The 18,646-nt window shown below is 62.8% G+C and carries 20 protein-coding genes and 1 pseudogene; 7 read left to right on the top strand and 14 right to left on the bottom strand.

Annotation, left to right across the window (positions count from 1 at the left end):
• Positions 1-139 precede the first annotated feature (139 nt).
• Positions 140-1,282, top strand: coding sequence for a murein transglycosylase A (locus tag ASE79_RS17760; RefSeq protein ID WP_056420504.1), 1,143 nt, complete (start codon positions 140-142; stop codon positions 1,280-1,282).
• Complete coding sequence (locus ASE79_RS17755) at positions 1,257-1,886, top strand: Smr/MutS family protein (RefSeq protein WP_056420502.1); 630 nt, start codon at positions 1,257-1,259, stop codon at positions 1,884-1,886. The genes ASE79_RS17760 and ASE79_RS17755 overlap by 26 nt, the downstream gene beginning before the upstream one ends.
• A gap of 17 nt (positions 1,887-1,903) precedes the next feature.
• On the opposite strand, the gene dapE is transcribed toward ASE79_RS17755, so the two are convergent.
• The 9 genes from dapE to ASE79_RS17715 all read right to left on the bottom strand — a co-directional run bounded on the left by dapE (position 1,904) and on the right by ASE79_RS17715 (position 9,042).
• Positions 1,904-3,067, bottom strand: coding sequence for a succinyl-diaminopimelate desuccinylase (gene dapE / locus ASE79_RS17750; RefSeq protein WP_082445429.1), 1,164 nt, complete (start codon positions 3,065-3,067; stop codon positions 1,904-1,906).
• Positions 3,039-3,710 carry a glutathione S-transferase gene (locus ASE79_RS17745; RefSeq protein WP_056419864.1) on the bottom strand — a complete coding sequence of 224 codons (672 nt, stop codon included), beginning with the start codon at positions 3,708-3,710 and terminating at the stop codon, positions 3,039-3,041. The genes dapE and ASE79_RS17745 overlap by 29 nt, the downstream gene beginning before the upstream one ends.
• Before the next feature lie 73 nt (positions 3,711-3,783).
• A complete protein-coding gene (locus tag ASE79_RS17740; protein WP_082445428.1) occupies positions 3,784-5,211 on the bottom strand; it encodes a S41 family peptidase in 1,428 nt (475 codons plus the stop codon).
• A gap of 101 nt (positions 5,212-5,312) precedes the next feature.
• A complete protein-coding gene (yihA, locus tag ASE79_RS17735; protein WP_056420495.1) occupies positions 5,313-5,909 on the bottom strand; it encodes a ribosome biogenesis GTP-binding protein YihA/YsxC in 597 nt (198 codons plus the stop codon).
• A gap of 80 nt (positions 5,910-5,989) precedes the next feature.
• Positions 5,990-7,699, bottom strand: coding sequence for a membrane protein insertase YidC (yidC, locus tag ASE79_RS17730; RefSeq protein ID WP_056419861.1), 1,710 nt, complete (start codon positions 7,697-7,699; stop codon positions 5,990-5,992).
• Positions 7,696-7,944, bottom strand: a complete 249-nt coding sequence (gene yidD / locus ASE79_RS20540; RefSeq protein ID WP_082445447.1) for a membrane protein insertion efficiency factor YidD — start codon at positions 7,942-7,944, stop codon at positions 7,696-7,698. Before yidD ends, yidC begins: the two co-directional genes overlap by 4 nt.
• Before the next feature lie 193 nt (positions 7,945-8,137).
• The gene (gene rnpA, locus ASE79_RS17725) at positions 8,138-8,515 is read right to left on the bottom strand and encodes a ribonuclease P protein component (protein WP_082445446.1); all 378 of its coding nucleotides are present in this window, start codon (positions 8,513-8,515) and stop codon (positions 8,138-8,140) included.
• A 2-nt stretch (positions 8,516-8,517) separates the two neighbouring features.
• Complete coding sequence (rpmH, locus tag ASE79_RS17720) at positions 8,518-8,652, bottom strand: 50S ribosomal protein L34 (protein ID WP_031393806.1); 135 nt, start codon at positions 8,650-8,652, stop codon at positions 8,518-8,520.
• Positions 8,653-8,739: 87 nt separating this feature from the next.
• Entirely contained in the window at positions 8,740-9,042 is a 303-nt protein-coding gene (locus tag ASE79_RS17715) for a hypothetical protein (RefSeq protein ID WP_056419855.1), read from the bottom strand.
• 118 nt (positions 9,043-9,160) lie between these two features.
• Between ASE79_RS17715 and ASE79_RS17710 the strand changes: the two genes are divergently transcribed.
• Positions 9,161-10,102, top strand: coding sequence for a YifB family Mg chelatase-like AAA ATPase (locus ASE79_RS17710; RefSeq protein WP_082445425.1), 942 nt, complete (start codon positions 9,161-9,163; stop codon positions 10,100-10,102).
• A gap of 14 nt (positions 10,103-10,116) precedes the next feature.
• On the opposite strand, the gene ASE79_RS22080 is transcribed toward ASE79_RS17710, so the two are convergent.
• Positions 10,117-10,353: a helix-turn-helix domain-containing protein gene (locus tag ASE79_RS22080; protein WP_082445692.1), complete on the bottom strand. Its 237-nt coding sequence runs from the start codon at positions 10,351-10,353 to the stop codon at positions 10,117-10,119.
• A 798-nt stretch (positions 10,354-11,151) separates the two neighbouring features.
• On the opposite strand from ASE79_RS22080, the pseudogene ASE79_RS17705 reads away from it, so the two are divergent.
• Positions 11,152-11,822 (top strand): annotated as a pseudogene (locus ASE79_RS17705) (recombinase family protein).
• Between the two features lie 69 nt (positions 11,823-11,891).
• Here the strand turns inward: ASE79_RS17705 and ASE79_RS17700 are convergent.
• The gene (locus ASE79_RS17700) at positions 11,892-12,398 is read right to left on the bottom strand and encodes a MucR family transcriptional regulator (protein WP_056420491.1); all 507 of its coding nucleotides are present in this window, start codon (positions 12,396-12,398) and stop codon (positions 11,892-11,894) included.
• A gap of 532 nt (positions 12,399-12,930) precedes the next feature.
• On the opposite strand from ASE79_RS17700, the gene ASE79_RS17695 reads away from it, so the two are divergent.
• Positions 12,931-13,848, top strand: a complete 918-nt coding sequence (locus ASE79_RS17695) for a GGDEF domain-containing protein (RefSeq protein ID WP_082445423.1) — start codon at positions 12,931-12,933, stop codon at positions 13,846-13,848.
• A gap of 213 nt (positions 13,849-14,061) precedes the next feature.
• Here ASE79_RS17695 and ASE79_RS20530 read toward each other — a convergent pair.
• A protein-coding gene (locus ASE79_RS20530) for an IS5 family transposase (RefSeq protein ID WP_156359755.1) occupies positions 14,062-14,825 on the bottom strand; the annotation gives its coding sequence in 2 pieces (ribosomal slippage) (positions 14,062-14,498 and positions 14,498-14,825; 765 coding nt in all).
• Between the two features lie 103 nt (positions 14,826-14,928).
• Between ASE79_RS20530 and ASE79_RS17680 the strand changes: the two genes are divergently transcribed.
• Positions 14,929-15,213 carry a response regulator gene (locus tag ASE79_RS17680; RefSeq protein WP_162237060.1) on the top strand — a complete coding sequence of 95 codons (285 nt, stop codon included), beginning with the start codon at positions 14,929-14,931 and terminating at the stop codon, positions 15,211-15,213.
• Between the two features lie 74 nt (positions 15,214-15,287).
• Here the strand turns inward: ASE79_RS17680 and ASE79_RS17675 are convergent, their stop codons facing one another.
• The gene (locus tag ASE79_RS17675) at positions 15,288-15,932 is read right to left on the bottom strand and encodes a Crp/Fnr family transcriptional regulator (RefSeq protein ID WP_235517041.1); all 645 of its coding nucleotides are present in this window, start codon (positions 15,930-15,932) and stop codon (positions 15,288-15,290) included.
• A 409-nt stretch (positions 15,933-16,341) separates the two neighbouring features.
• Here ASE79_RS17675 and ASE79_RS17670 point away from each other — a divergent pair, with 409 nt between their 5' ends.
• Positions 16,342-17,826, top strand: coding sequence for a PAS domain S-box protein (locus tag ASE79_RS17670; RefSeq protein ID WP_056419837.1), 1,485 nt, complete (start codon positions 16,342-16,344; stop codon positions 17,824-17,826).
• Between the two features lie 4 nt (positions 17,827-17,830).
• On the opposite strand, the gene ASE79_RS17665 is transcribed toward ASE79_RS17670, so the two are convergent.
• Positions 17,831-18,238 (bottom strand): response regulator, encoded by a 408-nt coding sequence (locus tag ASE79_RS17665; RefSeq protein ID WP_056419836.1) that lies wholly within the window; start codon positions 18,236-18,238, stop codon positions 17,831-17,833.
• Positions 18,239-18,646: the final 408 nt, after the last annotated feature.

The following is an 18,646-nucleotide window of genomic DNA, read 5'->3' as shown; positions in this document are numbered from 1 at the left end:
TGGGCCCGTCGGTCGCGGCAGCACGGTCGACAGCGATTCTCCCCGGGAACCGGTGCGCGTCCATCCCTCGCGCGATACGGGCGCTTCGCCCAATATCCGCGGGATCCAGATGCCCGCGCGGATCGTCGGCGCGGTGCCGATGCTTCCGGTTCCGGTGATCGCCTCGACTGCGCCGGTCAACGCGGCCGCTGCAGGCGTTGTCGCTGGCCCGGCGATCGCGAGCCTCCCGATCGACGAGACGCAGGCGCAGTCGGCGCTGTCCGCCTTCGTGACCAGCTGCCCGTCGCTGGTGCGGCGTACCGATACGTCCGGTCTCACGCGTGGCGCCGATTGGCAGCCTGCATGCACTGCGGCGGCCTCGGTCCCTCGCGGCGGGGCGCGCGTCTTTTTCAGCCAGTGGTTCGAGGCGGCGCAGGTCGGCGACGGCAAGGCGTTCGCGACCGGCTATTACGAGCCGGAGATCGCAGGGTCGCTCGAGCGTCGTGAAGGCTATGCGCCCATCTACGGGCGGCCGAACGACCTGATCGATGTCGATCTCGGCGCGTTCTCGACCAGCCTGAAGGGCAAGAAGGTCCGCGGTCGCGTCGAGCGCAGCAATCTCGTGCCCTATTATGATCGTACCGCGATCGAGCAGGGCGCGATCGACGGCCGGGCGCCGATCCTCGCCTGGGCGCGCGATCCGGTCGAACTGTTCTTCCTCCAGATCCAGGGATCGGGGCGGTTGCGCCTGCCCGACGGCAAGATCCTGCGGATCGGCTATGCAACGCAGAACGGCCGTGATTATACCGGCATTGGCGCGCTGATGAAGTCGCGCGGGCTTCTGCAACCCGGGCAGACGTCGATGCAGGGCATCGTCGCCTGGTTGCATGCGCATCCCGCCGACGGCCAGGCAATCATGCGCGAGAATAAGAGCTTCGTGTTCTTCCGCGAGTTGGAGGGCGCACCGCTGGGTGCGCTTGGCCTGCCCGTGACCGGTCAGGTCAGCGCTGCGGCCGACGTCAAGTTCGTGCCGCTCGGCGCGCCCGTGTTCCTCTCGCTCGATCGCCAGGACGCGAGCGGGATGTGGGTCGCGCAGGATACCGGCGGCGCGATCAAGGGCAGCAACCGATTCGATACCTTCTGGGGCGCAGGTCCCGCCGCGGAGTCGACCGCGGGCGGCATGGCGGGGCGCGGCACCGCGTTCCTGCTGCTGCCGATCGGCACCGTGCAGCGGCTCAACAGCCAGCGGTTCAACGGTCTAGCGAATGGGGCGCAAGATGGCGGGCCGACCGCTCAACCCTGACGAGGCGCAGCTCTGGGCGCGCGTGATGGCGAGCGTCCGGCCGATGCGCGTCGTCGCGGTCCGTATCCCGGATCGCGCGCCGCCATTGCCGCCACCGCCCAAGCCGCTGATCGGGCCCAACGGGAAGATCATCCCGCCGCCGCCCGCGCCGATGGGCCGGGTCAAGCCGCTCGTCCGGACCGTCGTCACGCCGTTCGCCAGCCGACCCGGCGCAAAGCCGGTCGTCGCGCCGCGAGCGGTCGCAAGACCCATTACCGCGAACACGCTCGACGGCGGCTGGGACAAGAAGCTGACGCGCGGCGCGGTGATCCCCGACAGTTCGATCGATCTGCACGGGCACACGCTGGCGTCGGCACATGCGATGCTCGATGTCGGGCTCGGCCGGGCGATCGCGCGCGGTGATCGCGTGCTGCTGCTGGTAACGGGCAAGCCGCCGCGACCCGAGAGCGAGCGCCCGCATGCCCGCGGCGCGATCCGCTCGGCGGTGACGGACTGGCTTGCAGGGTCGCGTCACGCGGACTCGATCGCCGCCGTCCGTGGCGCGCATCCGCGGCATGGCGGGCAGGGGGCCTTGTACATCGTCCTCCGCCGCGGGCGGGAATAGCGCGCGGCCGAACGACGCTAGCGCAGCGCCCTGGCGATCACGTCCGCATAGATGTCCGCCAACGTTCGCAGGTCCTCGACCGCGACCGCTTCGTCGACCTTGTGCATCGTCGCGTTGATCAGCCCGAACTCGACCACCGGGCACAGCTTCGACAGGAACCGCGCGTCGGAGGTGCCGCCGGTGGTCGACAGCGCCGGCGTGACCCCGGTCGCCGCGACGATCGCCTTCGACAGCAAGGTCGAGAAGGCGCCCGGCTCGGTCAGGAACGCCTCGCCCGAGACCTTGCCCGTCACCACCGCACCCGGCGCATGACGATCGGCGATCTTGCGGATCCGCGTGATCAGGTCGTCGCCGCGATGGCGATCGTTGAACCGGATGCTGAGCCTTGCCGACGCGTGCGCCGGTATGACGTTGTGCGCGGGGTTGCCGACCGTGATGTCGGTGACCTCGATATTTGATGGCTGGAACCAGTCGGTCCCTTCGTCGAGCACGACGGTCTCGATCTCGGCGAGGATCGCGATCAGCCGCGGGATCGGGTTGTCCGCCAGATGCGGGTAGGCGACATGCCCCTGCCGCCCCGGCACGTCGATCCAGATGTTGACCGAGCCGCGCCGCCCGATCTTCACCATGTCGCCAAGCCGTTCGGTCGAGGTCGGCTCGCCGACCAGGCACAGCTCGGGGACGATCCCGCACGCGGCCATGCGCTCCATCAACGCGACGGTCCCGTAGGTCGCCGGGCCTTCCTCGTCGCCAGTGATGACCAGCGACAGCGTGCCCGTGTCGGCATCGCTCCGGCTGGCAGCGGCGACGAAGGCCGCGACCGCGCCCTTCATGTCGACCGCGCCGCGTCCGTACAACAATCCGCCGCGGACTTCGCCGGACCAGGGCGATCCCGTCCAGCCCTCGCCGGGCGGAACGACGTCGACATGCCCGGCAAATGCGAGGTGGCGTGGGCCGTCGCCGCGCGTGGCGAGCAGATTCTCGACCGGGCCGTCCGGTGCCTCGCCGACCACGAACCGGTCGACCGCGAAGCCGATCGGGATGAGCGCCGCTTCGAGCACGTCGAACACCGTGCCCCGCGCGGGCGTGACGCTGTCCGCACGCAATAGCGCCTGGGTCAGGTGGACGGGGTCGATCACGCCGCGCTGCCGATCAGGCAGGTGTGGCGACCGGCTGCTCATATTGCTCGAGCACCCATTCCTCTTCCTGCGCCGACGCGATCCAGTCCTGCATGAAGGGATGCTCGAACATCGCCTGCATATAGCCCGCGGCAAAGCGCGCGATCGGCAGCTGATAGGTGACGATCCGCGTGACGACCGGCGCGAACATGATGTCTGCGGCACCGAACTGGCCGAACAGGAAGTCGCCACCGCCGCCGAAGCGCGCGCGCGCCTGTGCCCAGATCTCCATGATCCGCTGCAACTCGGCGAGCACGTCGTCATCGGGCGTCCGTGCCGGGAACACCTGCCGCACGTTCATGCTGTGCTTGCGGCGCAGCGCGGCAAAGCTCGAATGCATCTCCGCCGCCATCGATCGCGCCATCGCGCGCGCGGCATTGTCCTCGGGCCAGAACCGCTCTCGACCGACCTTGTCGGCGAGGTAGTCGACGATCGCGAGGCTGTCCCACACCACCGCGTCGCCGTCCCACAGGATCGGCACCTTGCCCGACGACGGCGCGAACTCGTCGCCAGCGCGACGCTTTTCCCAGTCGGCGTCGTACATCGGCACGACCACCTCCTCGAACGGCAGCCCCGACTGCTTGCACGCGAGCCAGCCGCGCAGCGACCAGGAGGAATAGGCCTTGTTGCCGATGATCAGTTTCATGCGCGCGGTGCTAGGCGAGCGGGCGACAAGAGGCAATCGCCCGCTCATATCTCCGCTGCACCGCGTGCACGGGTCAGAACAGCCCCGGCACGTCGCGCTGCGCGGTGCCCGGACGATCCGGGATCAGCAGGTCCTGCCGCGCGGTCGACGTGCGCAGCGAGCGGGCGCTCGCATCGCCCGTGATCGGCGTGCAGCTGCGCCCGGCGAGGAAGTTGAGCGCCTGCCGCGTTGACGATTCGAGCGGATCGCCAAGCTGGTAGGCGATCTCGTCCGATGCCTGGCACGATGCCTCGACGGTGCTTGCCAGCCCATCATAGTAATTGCCGTTGCGCGCCGCATTCTGCGTCGCCAGCGCCACCACGCGCAGGCGATCGTCGCATGCTTCCTTGTCGAGCGCGATCTGGCCGACGGGCTTGCCATAGGTGTTGGTGCCGATCAGCCCGGCATTGGTGTGCAGGTACGGCGTGAACGCGTTGATCACCAGTTCGCTCGCCGATGCGGTGCCGCCGGTGCCGATGAACGCGATCCGCGTCGGCGCGATCGATTCGGCCTTTGGCGCGAAGAACCGGGTCGTGTTGTTCGACGCCTTCTCGGTGCGGAACGTCACATAGTCGAAGACTTCGGAGGTCGATCGCGCCCCGCCGAGCAGGTCGCCCAGATATTCCGCGGTCTCGATCAGGCCGCCGCCATTGTAGCGCAGATCGATGATGACCCGCGTCACGCCCTTCGCGCGGAAATCGGCAAAGGCGGTCTTCAGCGCGGGTTCGGCGGTTTTGATGAACGTCCGAAGGTTGATATAGCCGACGCTCTGCCCGCCATCTTGGATGATCTTGGCGCCGTAGCGCGTCGATACCGGCAGCAGCGAGAAATCGGCCTTGGTCACGGTGACGGTCCGCGTGCCTGCCGCGTCGCTGACCTGCATCACGCGCGCGGTGCCGACCGTATCGGGGCCGAGCGCATTGGTCAGTCCGGCCGTCCCCTCGGCGGCGATGATCGCGCTGACGGTGCGCAGATTGGCCGACGTCGTACCGATCGCCACGATCTCCGTACCGCGATCGATTCCCGCCGCGAGCCCTGGCGCGCCTTCGAACGCCTCCGCCGCGAACAGCCGGCGGCCGCTCTGATCCAGCGCGAACCGCAGCCCGAAGCCCGCGCTCGAGCCGGAAGCATAATAGGCGTCTTCTGCCTTGATCGAGGTCAGATAGGTGAAGAACCGGTCCTTACGCTGCGATCGCGCGGTGGCGGTCAACGCGTCGATATAGTCGTCGACCGTCGTGTAAGCGGCGGGGCTGAGCGTGGCGGGCAGCGTATCGGGGAACAGGTACCATTCGCGCAACTGCGATGCGGCCCAGTCCTGGCGCTCGCGGAGCGAACAGCCGGTCGACGCTGTCGGCGTCGGCGAAGGCGTGCTGCCGCCCGTCGAGATATTGCCGCTGTCGCTGCCCCCGCAGCCCGACAGCATGGCGGCCATCGCCAGAATCGCCCCTGTACGCTTACGCATTACTCACTCCCCTTTTGCGGGAAGCTACGAAGTTTGACGGACCGTGTCAGGTGCTAAAAACAGGTCGAACCGATCTCGTTGCAATTGGTGCGAGTGTCGTCTCAGCTGACCGCTTCGACCACCGCGGCGCGCAATTCGGGGATGCCCATGCCGTATTCGCTCGACGTGACGAGGATGTCGGGATGCGCGGCCGGGCGCTTGCGCGCCTCGAGCGCGGTACGCTCGGTGACCTCGACCAGCTCGGACGCCTTGATCTTGTCCGCCTTGGTGAGGACCATGCGATAGCTGACCGCGGCCTTGTCGAGCATCTCGAGGATCTCGCGGTCGACATCCTTGATGCCGTGACGCGAATCGATCAGCACCAGCGCGCGCTTCAACACGTCGCGCCCGCGCAGGAAGTCGTTGATCAGGAAACGCCATTTCTTGACGACATCCTTCGGCGCCTTGGCAAAGCCATAGCCGGGCATGTCGACGAGGCGGAACGCAAGTGGCGCGCCGACGTCGAAGAAGTTCAGTTCCTGCGTGCGGCCCGGCGTGTTCGACGTACGCGCCATCGAGTTGCGGCCCGTCAGCGCGTTGAGCAGTGACGACTTGCCGACGTTCGAGCGACCGGCAAACGCCACCTCCGGCACCGTCGCGTCGGGCAGGAATTCGAGCGTCGGCGCCGACTTCAGGAAGCCGACATGCCCTGCAAACAATTTGCGGGCATGTTCGAGCTGTTCCGCGGTGAACGGCGCGTCGGACTTCTCGAGGTCAGGCCCAAGGTTGGGAACGTCGTTCACTTGGTCACCGGCACTTTCAGGCCCGGATGCCGGGCGTAGAGCAGCTTCTGCTGCAGGATCGTCAGGCAGTTCGACGTGATCCAGTAGACCTGAAGGCCGACCGCGAACGGCGCCATCACGAACATCAGCACCCAGGGGAGCAGCGCGAAGACCTGCTTCTGCGTGTCGTCCATCGGCGTCGGGTTCAGCTTGAACTGGAAGTACATGCTGATGCCCAGGATGATCGGAACGACACCGATCGCGATGAAGTGCGGCGGCGTGAAGGCGAGGAGGCCGAACAGGTTGAGCGGCGTCAGCGGATCGGGCGCGGACAGATCCTTAATCCACGCGACGAACGGCTGATGACGCATCTCGATCGTCAACATCAGCACCTTGTACAGCGCGTACATGATCGGGATCTGGAGCAGCGTCGGCGCGCAGCCGGCGAGCGGATTGACGCCCTCGGCCTTGTACAGCGCCATCGTCTCCTGCTGCAGGCGGACCTTGTCGTCCTTGTGCTTCTCCTGAAGCGCCTTTGCCTTGGGCTGGACCGCGCGCATGGCCGCCATCGACTTGAACTGGCGCTGCGCGATCGGGAACAGCAAGCCGCGGATCGTTACCGTCAGCAGGATGATCGCGACGCCGAAATTGCCGATCACGCGGAACAGCCAGTCGAGATAATAGAAGATCGGCTTCTCGACGATGCGGAACCAGCCCCAGTCGATCGCGTAGTCGAGCTTGGCGACGCCGCCGGCCTGATCGGAATAGCGATCGAGCAGGCGGACTTCCTTGGCACCCGCGAAGAAGCGCGAGACCTGCGTGATCGCCTGGCCCGGCGCGAGCTGCTTGGGCTGGAGCGCGTAGTCGGCCTGGTACGCCTTGTTGGCGCCGGCGCGGAACTGGCCGTCGAACGTCTGGCCCTGATCGGGGATGATCGCGGTCAGCCAGTATTTGTCGGTGAAGCCGAGCCAGCCGCCCGTCGTCGTGAACTTCTGCGCGGCCTCGTCGATGTCTTTGTAATTGGGACGATAGTGCGCGCCGCCATTGTCGACCGACATCGGCCCGACATGGATCGTCATCGACGACGGATCCTTCGAGATGCCGACCCGGTTAACGAGGCCATAGGTCGCGACGGGAACGGGCGCGGTGCCCGCGTTCAGGACGGTCTGGCGGACCGTGAACATGTAATCCTGATCGACCGCGATCTGGATGCGGAAGCGCTGGCCGGTGGCGTTGGTCGCGTCGAGCGTGACCGGCGTTGTCGGCGTCAGCGTGGTGGCGCCCGAGGGCGTCCAGACGGCGTCGGCAGCGGGCGGGGTCAGGCCCTGCGCACGCCAGCCGAAGCTCGCGAAATAGGCGTCGGGTGCGCCCGCGGGCGACAGCAGCCGGATCGGCGGCGAGTTCTTCGCGACCGTCTCGTCATAGCCCTTGAGCACGAGATCGTCGATCCGCGCGCCCTTCAAGTTGATCGACCCCGACACGCGTGGCGTCTCGATTCGCAGGCGCGGCGTCTCGGCGATCACCGCGGCGCGATTGCGCACGGCAGCCGCACCGTCGGCGGCGGGATCGGCGGCGGGGTTCGCGACCGGCTTGGTCTTGCCCCCCTCGATCTTCGTGACCGGCGGATTCGCGGTCGGGAAGAACTTGCCCTGGATCAGCGGCCATCCGAACAGGATCAGCGCCGCGATCACCGCGAACAGCACGAAATTCTGCTTGTCGTCTTTCACAGGGCGGCGTCTTTCAATTTCTCAGGCTTCAGCTCTGGGACTGGGTCGGGTCCATACCCGCCCCACGGATGGCAGCGTGCGATACGCTTCGCCGCCAACCAGCCCCCCTTACGCGCGCCATAGCGCCCAACGGCCTCGATTGCATAGGCGGAACACGAAGGATCGTAGCGACAGCTCGACGGCAGGACGAGCGAAGGGCCGAGTTGCCAGCCGCGCGCGATCAGGATGAGGAGGCGGGCTAACATGTCAGCGCAGGCGTTCGTGCCCCCCATTGTGTCCCCGCGAAGGCAGGGACCCAGACTGGGCTCCCGCCTTCGCGGGAGAACAAGACGCTGGGGGAGGTGGCCCCGTGGGCACCACGCCATCCGAACCCTAACAGCACCCCGGCGGAGGCCGGGGTTAAGTAGGGAAACGTTGCTAACGGATGGCGGTGCTTCATCACGACCGCTTTTCCATCTGGGCCCCGGCCTTCGCCGGGGTGGTGTCGGGAGCGGCCTGCGGCGTCACCTTGCGGAATGCCTTGCCAAGCTCAGTCCGCAACAGCGCGTAATCGCGCTCGATCCCGCCGCTGCGGCCGATCAGCACATGATCAGCCCCCGCAACGCCGCGTTCCGCCAATAGCTCACGCGCCAACGCCCGCAACCGCCGTTTCATGCGGTTCCGGACGACGGCGTTGCCAATCTTCTTGGTGACGGTGAAGCCGATTCGCATCGTGTCGTCACCGTCATCGCGGGGGCGCATGAGCAGGACGAATCCCGGCATCGGTGCGCGCTTCCCCGCATTCGCCGCGAGAAAATCGCGGCGTTTGTCGAGTATCGTTAGGCCGACAGCTTCTTGCGACCGCGCGCGCGGCGTGCATGGATCACTGCCCGGCCGCCGACCGTCGCCATCCGTGCGCGGAAGCCGTGACGGCGTGCGCGTACCAGGTTGCTCGGCTGAAAGGTCCGCTTCATTGGTCATTCCCTAGGTCATCAAATAGAAAACGGCCGCCACAGGGACGGCCTTGATGGTTGGGCGCTTACGGAAACGGGGCGGGTAAGTCAATTCGCACCGGCCTTGGCCATGGCGCTTTTCGACGCCTTAGCCCGCGCATGCCGCCGCATCGCGCTTTGTCGCCGCATCATGCGATCGACGAAATGCCCGGCGCGCGGCCAACGCCGCTTCAGCCGCGCCCATTTCAACCGCGCCCAGCTCGAATTGCGCAGGATCAGCACCATTCCGCCCGCGAACAGGAAGATCCCAGCCGGCCCCGGCAGCGGCGCGAGAATCGGTGCGCCGAGGATCAGGAGCACGCCCAGCACCAACTGGCCGATGCGCAGGATGGGAGAGCGGACGGCGTTCACGGAAGGCATGTGGGTCCGGTGTATTAGGTTGGCAAGACGGTGTTTGGCCGCTGGTCCTTGCAGACAAGGCAAATCGGGTATGAATAAGGCGTGACGTCATAGTCGCGGGGGAGCGGGCATGGCGGCGATCGTAGCGACGGTGGCGTATCTCGGGCTGGAGGCCCGCGCGGTCGAGGTGCAAGTCCAACTGATTCCAGGACTTCCTGCGTTCAACGTGGTCGGACTGGCGGACAAGGCGGTCGGTGAAAGCCGCGAGCGCGTACGCGGCGCGATCGCCGGCATGGGGTTGTCGCTGCCGCCGAAACGCATCGCGGTGAACCTGTCGCCCGCCGATCTGCCGAAAGAAGGATCGCATTTCGATCTACCGATCGCGCTCGCGCTGCTGGCCGCGATGGGCGTTGTCGATGCCGAGGCGCTGGCCGATTACGTGATCGTCGGCGAACTCGGGCTCGACGCGCGGATCACCGCCTCGCCCGGCGTGCTGCTGGCGGCACTGCACGCGTCTGAAGTGGGGAAGGGGCTCGTCTGCCCGGCGGCGCAAGGCTCGGAAGCGGCCTGGGCCGGCGAGATCGAAGTGATCGCCGCGCCCGACCTGCTGTCGCTGCTTAACCACTTCAAAGGGCACGGTCTGCTCAGTCCGCCCAAGCCGGGGATTGCCGAGCACGCCGATCACGGTCCCGACCTCCGCCAGGTCAAAGGACAGGAGACGGCCAAGCGTGCGCTCGAGATCGCCGCGGCGGGCGCGCACAATCTGTTGATGGTAGGGCCCCCGGGCTCGGGCAAGTCGCTGATGGCGTCGTGCCTCCCGGGTATCCTGCCGCCGCTCGATCCGGCCGAGGCGCTCGAAGTGTCGATGGTCCAGTCGGTCGCTGGCACGCTGACCGGCGGACGCCTCACGCGTACGCGGCCGTTCCGCGCCCCGCACCATTCCGCCTCGATGGCGGCGCTCACCGGCGGCGGTGTACACCCGGCGCTGGGATTTGCACTGATGCACTGCCGGTTGCAGTGGGGATCAAGCAATTGCACTCGGGCAATAAACCATTCGATGTGGGAGAGCTAGCGGTCGTTTCTGGTTCAGATGAGAGGATGCAGTTTAGCGTGAAGGTTCACAATCGAGCGAGCTTTTAGGTATTGATAGACGGTCGATCGAGCTACGCCGTACCTGTCCGCTATATCGATGACCTTCTCGCCGTTTTCGAATCGTCGACAGGCATCGGCTGCTTCGGAAAATGATAGGCTTGGTTGACGCCCCCGCAATCTTGACGGTTTTGCTGCACGGCTTGCTCTTTGATGAATGTGCCATCTCAACATCTCAAAAATGCAGATAAAGTCTAGTTCTAACCTATTGGATACTCTGAGCAGGCTCTGCATATCGAACAACTCGCAACCGCTATCAATTATAATCGCGCAAATATCTATGGTCTCTCGTTTCGAAAAGACTAGTTGTGGTAAATTGCTAAAGACAATGCTCGTGGCGGGCCGACTGGCGCAGAGCTTAGTCAGCTCGCGAGCCGCGCCTTTTCCAAATCGGATAGCAGTCTTTTTGTGCAAATGCGGCTTGGTAAAGACCAGTGGCATGTCACGTCGCTTAAAAAGTGAAGGGGCGTCTAAGTCAGTCACTACGTGACGACGCACGTACTCCAATTTACAACTATGAACTGTATCTAAATTCCGCAGATTACCGAAAAAAGTACACGTTCGACGCGATAGTAGAAGGGGGGTGTAACCAGTATTGCGAGATATAACGTTCAATGCGTCTTCTGAGGGGCTGTAGAAAAGATCGGCACTAGTAAGGTTATGAAAACCGTACTGTTCCATAAAACTCTCGACGGAGGGGTATCCGTATTGCTGGCCAATCCGTTTAACCCATTGGCCTAGAGATTCCCAGGCATGTGGATTAGGGGCAAGTAGCCATCTCATTCAAAGCGCTCCACCTAGCCTGCCGACCCGCCGCTACCGTAATCGAATGGTACTTTGCATTCTCTCAAACGATCGTTTTTGATGGGCCATCATGTGAGAACCTGTAGCAGTCGATGCAAGCGTCTCAAAACACTTTCGCGATTGGGCCCCGACATGTTAGGCGTCAGATATGAGTTTTGAGAATGCTTCATGCTGATCGGCTATGCCCGAGTGTCGACCCCGGAACAGGATCTGACCCCGCAGCTCGAAGCGTTGCGCAGTGCGGGTTGCGAACGAACCTTCTCTGATAAGGCCAGCGGAGCAAAAGCCGACCGAGCTGGCTTAGCCGACGCGCTTTCCCATGCGCGAACTGGCGACATTCTCGTAGTATGGAAGCTCGACCGGCTCGGCCGTACCATGAAAGGACTGATCGACCTCTCGTCCGACCTGGCGGCGAGGGGGATCGGGCTGAAATCAATTACAGACGGGATCGATACCGCAGGCACGGCCGGAAAACTCGTTTTCCATATCATGGCGGCGATGGCCGAGATGGAGCGTGACTTGGTACGTGAGCGCACGACGGCTGCGTTGATCGTCGCCCGGCGTGAGGGCATATCATGGCGGCGATGGCCGAGATGGAGCGTGACTTGGTACGTGAGCGCACGACGGCTGCGTTGATCGTCGCCCGGCGTGAGGGCAGGGTAGGTGGCCGAAAGACAGTAATGACACCCAAACGCCTCGAGGCCGCACGGAAACTTTTATCGTCTGGAATGACTGCCCGCGAAATAGCCCCAACCATCGGCGTCTCGATCGCGACGCTATACCGCCATTTGCCAGCGCCAGAACAAGAGGCAATTAGCGCGGAAGAGAATGTCGCTTAGCCGCATGCGGCTGATCTACCCGCACCATAAATGGCTGGCTCCTCGTTCCCTGAGAAGCCAGCCCCCAGATCATTCCGCCGCTGCTTCTTCGGTCTTGCGCTTGCGCGGAGCCGAAGCGGGCTTTGCGTCTGCCTTGGCTGCATTCGTCTGGCCAGGCTTGCGACCCAGCCCAATGCTCTTGGCCATCGTGCGACGTGCTTCCGAATAGGTAGGAGCGACCATGGGGTAATCAGCCTTCAGGCCATAACGCTCGCGATACTCCACTGGCGTCATGCCGTTAGTCGCGAGGTGACGGCGCAGCGTTTTGTACGGCTTACCATCGATCATGCTGATGATGTGATCGGGGCTGGCAAGCGACTTACGAGCGGTCACCGCCGGGGTGTACTCTTGAGCAGATGCTTCGGGTTCAGCAGCCGTCGAGTTTCCGCCGACCAGCACCGAAACAGTTTCGTACATCTTGTTTAGGAAGGCTGGAACGTCGTCAGCGTTGGTACGCGTGTTGGGATTGGCCAACCAAGCGATTGTCAATTCCGTGGCGAGTTCAACGGGGTTCAGGTCGAGGGTAGTGTCGGACATAGAAGTCTCCATTTCTGGACGCGCATCTAGGTACTTGATTGGTCGCTGGCAATCTCAGGTCGAGCTAGACCATCTATTTGAGATCGATGCATAAAATGAACCCGGGAATACGCCTTCCTAATGGCCATCCAAGACGTTGGCAGATTTGCTCCGTTGCTGACGCCGACGCTACCGACCGTTTGAATCTCGCCGGGTGTGCTCCAAACTCCTGATCGAATATGATTGATCAAGCTCTCATGCGCGGAGCGGTCACCGCTCGAGCCGTATCCGTCGCTGGGCCTAGGGGGCTAGTTCACAAACGCTTTCACGATCAACATGGAACGGTAATCGCCTCCGTTGCCCAGGAAGGATTGATCCGAATCATAAGGTGAATGGGTAGCAGCCTTCTGCTCGTTTCCGTGCGCCGAGGGGGCTAGCCCGCTCGTTCCGCCCCGCGGTCAGAGTAGGTCGCCGAGGCTATATCACCGTGCTAGTATCCATAATAACAGGCCGTTTTAAAGGCGTCCGCGACCATGCGAGTTGAGGACGGAAAATGCGCCGAACAATCTTCTCAACTTCGAGAAATCCTCAATCACAGTTGACCCCATTGGAGCTCGCGCTCCGCAAATCGGCAGACTTGAACCGTTCGGGAGCTGCCGTCGGACTGTCGATAATCTGGACAATCGTATTCGTCCTGGACGGATCCACCGGACCGCACTTCTCGCTAAATACGGTCTACCTGCTGCCACTCTGCTTTACCGTATGGTGCCTCGGCCGGATCGCAGGTTTGCTGTCAGGCCTGCTGGGCGTGGCTGTAACCCTGTATCTCAATGGCTTTGGAGACGGCCTCTCCGCACAGGCGTCGACCGTCCCTACTGCCACCGCTATCTGGAATGTAGGTGCGAGATCCTTCGGGGTCCTCTTTATCATTCTGTTCGTAAGCGCGTTCCGGCGAACCTTCGATCGGGAGCGTGCCGCAGCAAGCATCGATCCCCTCACAGGCCTCGGCAATCGACGATCCTTTCAGATCGAATGCGCTCGCCTGGAGTTAGCCAGTGCGCGTGACGATCGGATCCTTTTGTGCGGCGTGATCGACGTCGACGACTTCAAGTCGGTAAACGACCAACACGGCCATGCGGCCGGTGATGAGGTTTTACGCATCGTAGCAACAGCGCTTGCCTCCGCAGTTCGCCCTTACGACATCACAGCACGTCTGGGGGGAGACGAATTCGCCTTCTGTCTCGCAGTTCGCGACCAGGCTTCTGCCGAGCGAAAAAGCGGTAAGATCCACCGCGCTATCATGGCGGCGCTTCAATCAACTGACGTGTCGGCAACCTGCAGCCTGGGGGCGGCAACAGGGACCGATTTCACAGGCACATTGCTGACTGCCGATCAAACCATGTACCGTGCCAAGCAAGGGGGAAAGAGCTCGTGGAGGTTTAATAGCGCGCAAACTCCAGGTCATCGGTAGCACCTGCGTCGGAAAACACACGATTACCGATGGTTCCGACGAAGCCACGGACGCGGCCAATAATCGAGGTTTTAGCGTTTCCTGTAACGCGCACGGTATGTGGCGGCATTTTGATCGTGCTATATGGCGGCACGACAGCGCGACTTCTCACGAACGATCGTAAATCGAGAGGGTTGGCCTCGGAAATCTCGAACTAGGGTCAGGACTCATTGGTCATAGCCAGAAGATGACGGTGGCCGCGAGCGCGACGGCAGAGAAGAAGACGGTTGGACAGCGGTCGTAGCGAGTGGCGACGCGGCGCCAATCCTTCAGACGGCCGAACATGATCTCGATCCGGCTGCGGCGCCGGTAGCGGCGCTTGTCGTATCTGACCGGCTCGTTGCGCGATCTGCGGCCCGGGATGCAGGGCTGGATGCCCTTGGCTTCCAGGGCGTCCCTGAACCAATCGGCGTCATAACCACGGTCGCCAAGCAGCCACTGCGCTCTCGGCAGATCGTCGAGCAAGGCTGCCGCGCCGGTGTAGTCGCTGACCTGCCCGGCGGTCATGAAGAAGCTCAACGGCCGCCCATCCGCATCGCTGACGGCATGCAGTTTGGTGTTCATGCCGCCTTTCGTGCGACCGATCAGGCGGCCGAGATCCCCTTTTTTACCCGCAGACTCGATGCCGTGCAGTGTGCCTTCAGGTAGGTCGCGTCGATCATGACCGTTTTCGGCACGGCTTCCGCTGCCGCGAGCCCCTCCATCATGCGCAAGAAGACACCCCTCTCGCCCCACCGCTTCCAGCGATTGTAGAGCGTCTTGTGCGGCCCATACCCATAGTCCTTCGGCGCGTCACACCAGCGTAGCCCATTGCGATTGACGAAAACGATGCCGCTGAGCACCCGCCGATCATCGACCCGAGGCTTGCCATGGCTCTTGGGAAAGAACGGTTGCAGACGCGCCATCTGCTCATCCGTCAGCCAGTACAGGTCGCTCATCCACGCTCTCCTCACGGAGCCTGAATCAGATCGCGCCTCTCACATCAATGGGTCCTGACCCTAGAATGCCTGTGTGTCATGTTCTCATTATTGAAGATGATTGTTGATCGCCGATTATGTCGAGCATCTTGCCAGGAGCGCAGATGCAACCTCCGTTGAAATCGTTGACTGTGAGACGGACGCAATTGAAGCTGCGGCAGGCCAGCGCCCCGAGATCATTCTATCGGACGTAAATCTGCGAGCCGGAACGGGGCCGATAGCGGTGCAGATAATTCAGGAAAACTCGGGACCGATCCCGGTTATTTTCATCACCGCCATGCTTCAGGCCTGCATGCCTCGCGACGCGCAGGCCGTCATTCTAACAAAGCCCAAAAACTTCAATCGTTGACCGACACGTTCAAGCTGTTGGCACCAAGTGCGTGAGGCTTCGCAGATCGCGAAGCAGGTCTTCCCGTCTTCGTGCTACGTTGCCGGATAGATACCGTGCATCACGGTGTCATAATGGTCTTCGATGGCCGTCGTGCAGCCACACGACGTGTCGCGCAAAACCTGTTCGTCCTTGACGATGAAGACGCCTCGACGTGTCGCGATGATTCCCTCGTCACGCAACCGGGCGACGACCCGCGTCACGAACGTGCGCCCAACGCCGAGTACCTGGGCCAGCTGTTCCTGGGTCATCGCGAACTCGGAAGAATGCGTCCGGCTGACCGCGGCAAGTAGCCACTTCGCAGTCCGCTGGGAGATCGTGTGCGTGGCATTGCAGGCTGCGGTTTGAAACACCTGCGCCAAGAGGCAATCCGAGTAGCGGGAAAACCAGTGGCGTAGCGTCAACGAGTCGAGCTTCGCCTGTTCCAACGCCGATGTCTTGATCCGCAGGAAACGGCCTCCGTATCGCACCTGAGCGGTCGAATAGGCAGGAAGGTGGCCGTTAGACACAATACCGCCGATAGCCCCCTCACACCCTACCAGCGCGACCTCGACCGCGGTCGCGCTGTCGTTCATCGTGATGCAGAATGCCGCCATCGCGGGACCGCAGGGGAACCAGGTATGGATGACCTCCTCGCCTGCGGGTTGCAGAACGTCGTTCTGCTTCAGATCGAGAACCATCATATGCGGTGCGAGACGCTTGCGATCGGCTTCGTTCAGCGTCCCCAAGAGGACATTGTTCGATAGCTCGGTCGGTAAAGGGCCTAACATGTCCGCTCCTGGCGATGGTCTGCACGATAAAACGACGAGTGTGCACAAGTGGACCGACGCCGCTTTGTTCCTATGTTACTCGTGAACACAACCCGCCTCTTTTCATTGATTCATGCGGTTGCCACGTCGGTGATGTGGTTGCTCATCATCGTGTTCGGAATCAGCCGTTGCATTTATCAGTCGATTATTGCTGCCCCCGCGCCGTGCATAACGTGTCAGGTGCCGCGGCGTTTCCGGTGTGCGCGTCGTTTCTCATGGAGAGGAACCGGCGTATGCCTCTTCCCCTCCAGTGGACCACGGAGATCGATCGGGGTGCCCGATGATAAACGAGCAGGAACAGTCCCGGATTGAGCACGAGCTGACGCGCAAGGATCGCGGCACCGATCCATTTGCCGCGGCCGTTCGAGCGACCCGGATGCCTATGGTGATCACTGATCCCAGCCAGCCGGACAACCCGATCGTGTTCGTCAATGGAGCGTTCTCGAAGCTGACCGGCTTCACCAAGAGTGAGATTCTGGGACGCAATTGTCGCTTCTTGCAGGGCCCGGAAACAAGCCAGGACGATGTCGCGCGGTTGCGCGACGCTATTGCCAAACGCGAGTCGATTGAGCTCGAATTGCTCAACTATCGCAAGGACGGGACGACGTTCTGGAACCGGGTGCTGATATCCCCGGTCTTCGACGAAGAGGGCACCGCCACCTACTTTTTCGCGTCCCAGTTCGACGTGACGCTGGAGCGCGAAAGGCTGGTCCGGTTGCAACAGGACCGCCACGATCTTGAGGTAGAGATCGGACAGCGCACCAGTGATCTGCTTCAGACAGAGAACCGTCTGCGCTTCGCGCTTGAAGCGGCAAAACTCGGCTCCTGGAGCATTGACCTCGCTACCGAGCGCATGACGGTCACCGATGGCTGCAAGGATAATTGGGGGCGATCTCGATCGGAGCCATTCGGCTACAGCGATATCAAGGCTGCAGTACATCCCGACGATCGGGCGCGTCGTGATGAGGCGCTTCGCGTCGCGCTGGAGGACACCGATACCTACGATATCGAGTATCGTATCCAGACGCCCGCGGGCGACGAGCGTTGGCTGGCTGTTCGCGGGCAGGTATTCCGACGAGCCGACGGCTCGCCCCTGCTGCTGGTCGGCGTTTCCCAGGACATCACCGACCGTAAGCGGGCCGAGGAGCACCGGGCGCTGCTTGCGCATGAGCTGAGCCACCGTGTGAAGAACATGCTGGCGACGTTGCAGGCCATTGCAGGTCAGACGCTGAGGAACGCGACGTCGCTTGAAGGCGCTGCCGAGGCCCTAGCAGGCCGCATCCAGGCGATGGATTCCGCCAATAGCCTGCTCGTTGACGATCGCTGGGAGAATGCCGCGATGAGCGAGCTGGTGGGCAAGGCATTGGCCCCTTTCCGAACCGAGGACGGGCGGCGTATCAGGATGAACGGACCCGATGTCAGCGTATCGTCTAGGGTAGCGGTCGGTTTGGCATTGGCGTTGCACGAACTTGGCACCAACGCCGCCAAATATGGTGCCTTGTCCAATGCCGATGGTCATGTTGAAATATGCTGGACGGTTGATCGCGGTGTGGAGGCCGACCGACTCCAGTTCACATGGCAGGAAATAGGCGGGCCGGTCGTCGTTCCTCCGACCCGCACAGGATTTGGATCGAAACTCATTCAGCGAGTTCTCGCGAGCGAGATTAGCGGAACGGCGACTGTCGAATACCGACCGACTGGGGTCGTCTTCTCGGCGGTCACGCCGTTACCCACGCCGGCCGATGACCGGCTCACCAAAAACTGAGGCTTTAGACAGCCTGTTTGAGAGGCTCCGGCTTCTTGCCGTCAGGTAGCGTCTTGCGAAGATGCTCATGGACGATCGCCGCAGAGAACGGCTTGCCGATAAACGTGGCCTTGTCCGGCATTTCGCCCGGCTTTGGTTTGATGCGGCCACTGGCGATGACGATCTCGATCCACGGCCAGTGTTCGTCGACGTGGCGGGCAAGGGCAAAACCATTGGTGCCACCCGGCATTTCGACGTCTGAGAACAGCAGGGTAATGGTCTCGGCATGCTCGGGGAGCATGGCCTTGGCAGCATCGCCGTCGTCGGCCGAGTGACAGCGAAAGCCGGCATCTTCGAGAATATCGCACGTCGACATGAGCAGCAGCGGGTCATCATCGACGGCGAGGGCGTAGGGGACTGTGGACAGGGTCATGCGGCATCAACCCTGTGTTTTGAAAACGGCTCCAGGCCTCGATCGGTTTTTCTCGACGCTGCCTTGCCTCTTATGCACAGCGATCAATCGGCGCCGCTCCGCAAACCTGTGATTCGCCACTTCTTTTGGAGCGAACTAGAGCTCCATATCGCGATCCCTGAATCGACTAACGCGCATAATTGCAAGCACGGGCACGATCGTACATCTTTGTGGCAGAGTGAGCCCCTGAGGATTGGGAATGAGCTACAAGACTGACCATCGTAGCCGAGCGCGAGCGATCGCCGTGTATGGCGCCGTCATTTGCGTGGGAGCAGTTTTGGGCTTGCTTGTCAGGGCAGGCGTTATCACCGACCACGTGCTTTGGTAAAAGGTGGTGACGCCCCTCCAATCGTACGCCCGGCTTTCGCA

Origin of the sequence: Sphingomonas sp. Leaf28, from assembly GCF_001421685.1 — a bacterium.
Classification (GTDB): domain Bacteria; phylum Pseudomonadota; class Alphaproteobacteria; order Sphingomonadales; family Sphingomonadaceae; genus Sphingomonas; species Sphingomonas aurantiaca.
This window is presented reverse-complemented; position numbering and strand designations above follow the sequence as displayed.